The 5,846-nt window shown below is 70.6% G+C and carries 8 protein-coding genes and 1 pseudogene; 5 read left to right on the forward strand and 4 right to left on the reverse strand.

Going from position 1 to position 5,846, the window contains the following annotated elements; genetic code table 11:
- Positions 1–234 (reverse strand): annotated as a pseudogene (locus G6021_RS03260) (3-phosphoshikimate 1-carboxyvinyltransferase); the annotation flags it as partial.
- Between the two features lie 41 nt (positions 235–275).
- Between G6021_RS03260 and G6021_RS03265 the strand changes: the two are divergent.
- Positions 276–1,070: an SOS response-associated peptidase gene (locus G6021_RS03265; RefSeq protein ID WP_182610188.1), complete on the forward strand. Its 795-nt coding sequence runs from the start codon at positions 276–278 to the stop codon at positions 1,068–1,070.
- A gap of 7 nt (positions 1,071–1,077) precedes the next feature.
- Here G6021_RS03265 and G6021_RS03270 read toward each other — a convergent pair whose 3' ends face one another.
- On the reverse strand, positions 1,078–1,614 hold the full coding sequence (locus G6021_RS03270) for a YbaK/EbsC family protein (protein ID WP_182610187.1): 537 nt from the start codon (positions 1,612–1,614) through the stop codon (positions 1,078–1,080).
- 105 nt (positions 1,615–1,719) lie between these two features.
- Between G6021_RS03270 and G6021_RS03275 the strand changes: the two genes are divergently transcribed.
- The 3 genes from G6021_RS03275 (at position 1,720) to G6021_RS03285 (ending at position 3,191) form a co-directional block, all read left to right on the forward strand.
- Positions 1,720–2,397, forward strand: a complete 678-nt coding sequence (locus tag G6021_RS03275; RefSeq protein WP_179524792.1) for a sigma-70 family RNA polymerase sigma factor — start codon at positions 1,720–1,722, stop codon at positions 2,395–2,397.
- Entirely contained in the window at positions 2,394–2,723 is a 330-nt protein-coding gene (locus G6021_RS03280) for a zf-HC2 domain-containing protein (RefSeq protein WP_179524793.1), read from the forward strand. The genes G6021_RS03275 and G6021_RS03280 overlap by 4 nt, the downstream gene beginning before the upstream one ends.
- Before the next feature lie 252 nt (positions 2,724–2,975).
- Positions 2,976–3,191: a biotin/lipoyl-binding carrier protein gene (locus G6021_RS03285; RefSeq protein WP_017836613.1), complete on the forward strand. Its 216-nt coding sequence runs from the start codon at positions 2,976–2,978 to the stop codon at positions 3,189–3,191.
- A 155-nt stretch (positions 3,192–3,346) separates the two neighbouring features.
- Here G6021_RS03285 and G6021_RS03290 read toward each other — a convergent pair whose 3' ends face one another.
- Positions 3,347–3,595: a WhiB family transcriptional regulator gene (locus G6021_RS03290; RefSeq protein ID WP_179524794.1), complete on the reverse strand. Its 249-nt coding sequence runs from the start codon at positions 3,593–3,595 to the stop codon at positions 3,347–3,349.
- A gap of 392 nt (positions 3,596–3,987) precedes the next feature.
- Between G6021_RS03290 and G6021_RS03295 the strand changes: the two genes are divergently transcribed.
- On the forward strand, positions 3,988–4,419 hold the full coding sequence (locus tag G6021_RS03295) for a hypothetical protein (protein WP_338404193.1): 432 nt from the start codon (positions 3,988–3,990) through the stop codon (positions 4,417–4,419).
- Between the two features lie 40 nt (positions 4,420–4,459).
- On the opposite strand, the gene G6021_RS03300 is transcribed toward G6021_RS03295, so the two are convergent.
- A complete protein-coding gene (locus G6021_RS03300) occupies positions 4,460–5,752 on the reverse strand; it encodes a hypothetical protein (RefSeq protein WP_182640656.1) in 1,293 nt (430 codons plus the stop codon).
- Positions 5,753–5,846: the final 94 nt, after the last annotated feature.

Raw genomic sequence — 5,846 nt, forward strand, 5'->3', positions numbered from 1 at the left:
GGGCGGCCCCGTGGGGCCCTCGATCCGGGTGCCGAGCGCGGTGAGCGCCCCGATCATCAGGTCGGTGTCCCGGCTGCGCAACGTCCCGCTCAGCCGGGCGGGGGCGTCGGCCAGCGCGGCCAGGACCAGGGCGCGGTTGGTCAGCGACTTGGACCCGGGTACGGGGACGACGGCCTCCACGGGAGTGCCGGCGACGGGGGCGTTCCAATGACTCACCTGGTCATTGTCGCGCATCGACCCCGATCCCGCCCGGTCCGGGTGGGAGGATGGACCGCATGTGTGGACGGTTCTCCCTCTCCTCGGATCCGGCGCGACTCGCCGTGGAGCTCGATGCCGTCGACGAGGCGTCCTCGCCGCCACCGGGGTTGTGGCCCGACCGGGGCCCGGTCTCCCCGAGGTTCAACATCGCGCCCACCACCACCGTCCCCGCCCTCGTCCTGGACGCCCCGCGCGAACGCCTCGACGATCCCGCCGGCCCCCGACGGATCCTGCGTGCCATGCGCTGGGGCCTGGTGCCGTCCTGGGCCAGGGACCCGGGCAGGCTGCCCACCCTGTTCAACGCGCGGGTCGAGACGGCGTTCGAGAAGCCCTCCTTCCGTACCGCCGTCGCGCGGCGCCACTGCGTGGTCCCGATGGACGGCTGGTACGAGTGGGTCCCGGGGGAGCCGGCGACGCCCGGCGGCAGGGCGGGCCCCAAGCAGCCGTTCCACATGAGCCTGCCCGGCGACGAGGGGCTGCTCATGGCGGGGCTGTGGGAGGCCCGGCGTGACCCCGGCGACCAGACCGTCACGCAGTTGTCGTGCACGATCCTCACCACCGAGGCGCTCGGACCGCTGCGCCGCGTCCACGACCGCATGCCGCTCGTGGTGCACCCGTCCGTGGTCTCCGACTGGCTCGACCCCTCCGTGATCGGTGACCCGAGGGCCCTGGTCGACGGCGCGGGCGGCGACCTGGGGCAGTGGGCCGACTCGGTGGAGATCAGGCCGGTCTCACGCGCGGTCTCCAACGTCAGGAACGAGGGCCCGGAACTGGTCCGGCCGGTGGACCCGTCCGCCGGGATGCTCTTCTAGCACGGCGTCACCGGGCGGCGATCGACGCCGCCGTGGCTCCCGTGAGGCCGACGAGGTCCGCGGGTGCCAGTTCGATCTCCCACCCCCGACGGCCGGCGCTGCACAGGATCGTGGGGTGATCCCACGCGGAGCTGTCGACCACGGTCGCCAGCGACCTCTTCTGCCCGAGGGGGGACACTCCGCCGACCACGTACCCGGTGGCCTTCTCCGCGACGTCGACGGGGGCGAGCGAGGCCTTCCCGGAGGACAGCGCGGCGGCCGCCGCCTTGAGGTCGAGCATCGCCGTGACCGGCAGGACCGCGACAGCCAGCGGGATCCGGGTGCCCGCCGGGGGGCGGGCGGTGGCGAGCACCAGGGTCTTGAACACCCTGGCGGCGTCGATCCCGAGTCGCTCGCCCATGACGCGGGCGGCCTCGTCGCCGAACGCGCCGTTTCCCGCGTCGTAGGTGTGCACCTCGTGGTCGACCCCGGCGGACCGGAGTGCGGCGATGGCGGGGGTCGCCGCCGAGTCGGACTTCCCGTGTCCCGTGCGCTTACGGCTCATCCTGCCCAGCCTAGTGACGGCACCGGCCGGAATAGCGTGACCGTGGACGGCGTTGAGGAGAGCAGGTACCCGGGACTGTCCCCGGGATCGGGAGAGGAGGGTGCGATGCGGACCGCGGTCCTCGACGCCCCCGGCGTGCGGATAGACTCCGGGTCATCGACAGGTGAGGAGTACCGGTTGCCGACCGAGTTGCAGCCCGACGAGTCCGACCAACGCGCCGAACAGTTCGAGGAGTTGGCCATGCCGCTCCTCGATCAGTTGTACGGTGCCGCGCTGCGGATGACCCGCAACCCGGCCGATGCGGAGGACCTGGTGCAGGAGGCGTACGCGAAGGCGTACGCGGGTTTCCACTCCTTCAAGCCCGGGACCAACTTCCGGGCCTGGATGCACCGCATCCTCACCAACGCGTACATCAACCACTACCGCAAGCGGCAGCGCCAACCCGCCCAGTATCCGACCGAGGAGATCACGGACTGGCAGCTGGCGGCGGCGGCGGAGCACACCTCCACCGGCCTGCGCTCGGCGGAGGTCGAGGCGATGGAACTGCTGCCGGACGACGAGATCCGGTCCGCGCTCGCCCAGCTCCCCGAGGAGTTCCGGATGGCCGTGTACTACGCGGACGTCCAGGACCTGCCGTACAAGGAGATCGCCGAGATCATGGACACCCCGTTGGGGACCGTGATGTCACGCCTCCACCGAGGACGCAAGCAGCTCCGCGAGCTGCTCCGGGACGTGGCGACCGAGCGTGGCTTCGGTCGTGACAGGACGGAGGGCGCGAAGTGACGAGGGAACACGACCCGCGGCTCGACCAGATCGACTGTGAGGCCGCCCGGCGCGACCTGTCCCTGCTGGTGGACCTCGAGTGCGACGACGCCTGTCGTTCGAGGCTCGAGCATCACCTCGCCGGGTGTCCGCCCTGCCGTGAACTCTTCCTCTCGGAGCGGCGGCTCAAGGCCAAGTTGTCCCGCTCGTGTTGCGAGAAGGCGCCGTCGGGGTTGAGGGAACGACTCATGGTGGAGATCCGACGCACCACGGTCACCACGACCGATTCCGACGGGACGACGGTGGTGCACCGGACCACGACCGTCCACCGGCGGGACCCGCACTGACCTCACCGGAGACGAGGCGAGGGGCGGACACCGACACGGTGTCCGCCCCTCGCTCGGTTCTGATGGTCCGGACTCAGCTGTTCGGACGCTTGCCGTGGTTGGCGTTCTTCTTGCGGCGATCCCGCCTCTTGCGGCCACGCTTGCCCATGGTCGCCTCCTTTCGTCGGTGTACAAGTCTCCCATGAGAACCCCCGTGTGGTTGCATTGAGGAGTCCGGGGGCCGCCGCGTGAGGAAAGCAGAGGAACATCCGAATGACTGAACAGGTCCGTGCCGAGATGGTCGCGAATGTCATGGAGGTCGTCGCAGCCGTCGGCACCGAGGTCGCCGAGGGGGACACGATCGTGCTCCTCGAGTCCATGAAGATGGAGATCCCGGTGTTGTGCGAGACGGCCGGCACCGTCACCGAGGTGGCCGTCGCCCCCGGCGACGTCATCCAGGCCGGAGACCTCATCGCCGTCATCGGCTGACGATCGACCGTCACGACGAAGGCCGGTTCCCCTCCCACGCGGGAGGGGAACCGGCCTTCGTCGTTCTCGTGGGGTCGGGCGTCCGTTCAGGTCGCCGACCGGACCGCGTACCGTGGGATCGCGGTCACCAGAATGCGGTGATCAGGTGGCGGTGATCAGACCGCGGTGCGGGTGCGGGCGCGGCGACGCTTGAGCGCGCGACGCTCGTCCTCGCTCATGCCGCCCCAGACGCCCGCGTCCTGGCCGGACTCGAGGGCCCAGGCCAGGCACTCGGAGGTGACGGGGCAACGGTTACAGACGATCTTCGCCTCGGCGATCTGCGCGAGGGCGGGTCCGGAATTGCCGACGGGGAAGAACAGCTCGGGATCCTCGTCGCGGCAGATGGCCTTGTGGCGCCAGTCCATGGGAACTCCTTACGGTTACGAGACCGTTATCGGGTCAACCGGACACGGGAAGACGCCGCCGACGCGCCGATCTGCGAGGATCGGCACGCGGACGTACGCGCTGTGTCACATCCGGTGATGTGGTGGGGGTGTACCCGTTCCGAGGGCTCGCTCCGTGAGGAGCAGCTCCCGGTTAAGGCAAGGCAAACAATGTGCGTCTGCGCTGTTACGAATGATGGTGCCACGATTCCATGACAAGTCAACCCTCTCCCGCCGCGATGTGGCAAAGGTCACCCCGGTTGTCAAATCGAACCGAAATCGCACGCCAGAGGCTGTAATGGGTTAATCGGAGTCCAGTCCGCAAGGGTGGTGCGGGCCCGGCCGTCACCGCGACATACCCTGTGGAGGTGAACGTGAGCCGACCTGACGACCACCGCCCCCCGCCGGATCGCCTCGATCCCCGCACCGCGATCCCCACGCCCGTGCGCCTGGCCGGGTGGATCTCCTCCGCGCAGGGCCTCATCGGCGTCGGGGTGGCCGTGGCCCTCGCCATCCGGGCGGCCGGAGGCCATCGCGAGGAGACCGTCGTCATCAGTGGCTACGGCACCGCGGTGTGGTTCGCGATCCTCGGGGGCGGCCTTCTCGCGGCCGGTGTGGGCCTGTTGCGGGGTCGACGGTGGGGCCGTGGACTCGTGGTGATCGCGGAGTTGTTGTTGCTGTTCGTGGCCTGGTACGTGGGGGTGGGATCGGACCAGTACCTCGCCGGTCTGATCCTCGCCGTGGTCTGCGCTGTCGCGCTGGTGTCGCTGTTCCGCAGGGACGCGATCGAGTGGTACGCCGTCTGACCCTGCCGACCCGCACGGCTCCCGTATCCACCCCGGGGGGTCAGGCGACGAGCTTGTACGCGCGGATCTCTCCCGCGTGGCGTTCGTACAGGATGTCGCCGATCTGGGCGAGCCCCGTCACGCCCGGTCCCGGTGCCGCCTGCCCGGCCAGGCGACGGACCTCGCGCCCGGTGTCGTGGTCCAGGAGCGCGAGCCCGTCGGCGACCGGCACCAGCACCCACTCGCCCGTCGAATGGGCCGCGGGGTCGGCGGACCAGCCCCCGGTCAGTCCGGGGCCCGTCGACCCGCCCAGGGTCCACGAGTATCTCCCGGACGGCCCGTCGAAGGCGTGCGTGGAACGTCCGTCGAACCATCTCACCTGAGCGCTGTCGCCCGAGACGGACTCGTGCGAGGGCGGCACGGCCGGCTCACCCTCCAGAGCGAGCACGGTCGAGTGTTCGGTGGGGGAGGTGAACCACTCGACGGTCCAGTCGGGGCCCTGGTTCCGGAGCGCCAGGACCCCCTGCTCGGTCACCTCGATGATCCACAGACCGTCGGCACCGGTCGGGTCCGAGGCGATCTCCTCGGGGGCGCGATTGTCCTCGGGGACGGTCTTCGAGATCGTCAGCCTGACGGAGTCCTCGCCGGGGCAGCGCTCCGTCACGGCGAAGCGCTCGTCGGTGAGATCCGCGGTCACGAGGGTGCACCCGGTGCGGGGTTGCATCCCGGCCTCCTGCGGAGCCTCCACGGCCCCGTACTCGACCGTCCGGACCAGGTCGTCGCGCCAGATCTCGAGGCGGTCCGGGCTGAACGCCAGGACGTGCTTCCACGAGCCGGTGAGTTCCATCGAGTCCGGATACACACTCTGTCTGGTGCTCGCGTACTCCTGGCGGGTCGGGTCGAGGGACGTCACGTCACTGCACCCGGAGGCGCCGTCGAACGCGGCGACGAGTCGATCGGCGTAGAACGCTCCGGCACAGAACCGCCCCGCGTGCGTGTAGGACCAGCTCTCCTCCCCGGAACCCGCGTCCCGGCCGACCAGCACCCCGTCCGGGGAGACGGTGACGAGGTTGCCCTTGGTGGTGAGCGGGGGGCCGGTCCCGGCGGAGCCGTGCATCCAGAGCGGTTGGAGCGACGTGGGGGGATCGGTGGCCGGGCCGTACTCGGGCTGCTCCGCGTCCGCGGCACGCAGCTCAGACCCGGTCGCGCTCCCGGACAGCAGCACGGCGACCGCCGCCAGCACCATGACGACGGCGATCACCGCGGCGGTGACCAGATCTCGTCGCGTCCGGCGTTCGGGGGGGACGTCGACGAACGGCAGACGGCGTCCGGACCCGCTCCTGAGTGTGCGCACGTGCCTTCCAGGGGGTGGGGGTCGGGTCAGTCCCGACCGGTGGAGTCGGACGAAGACGAGGGGCGCCGCCGCCGACGCCGACGCCGCGGGGCGC

Source organism: Dietzia sp. CW19, assembly GCF_014145265.1.
GTDB lineage: Bacteria > Actinomycetota > Actinomycetes > Mycobacteriales > Mycobacteriaceae > Dietzia > Dietzia natronolimnaea.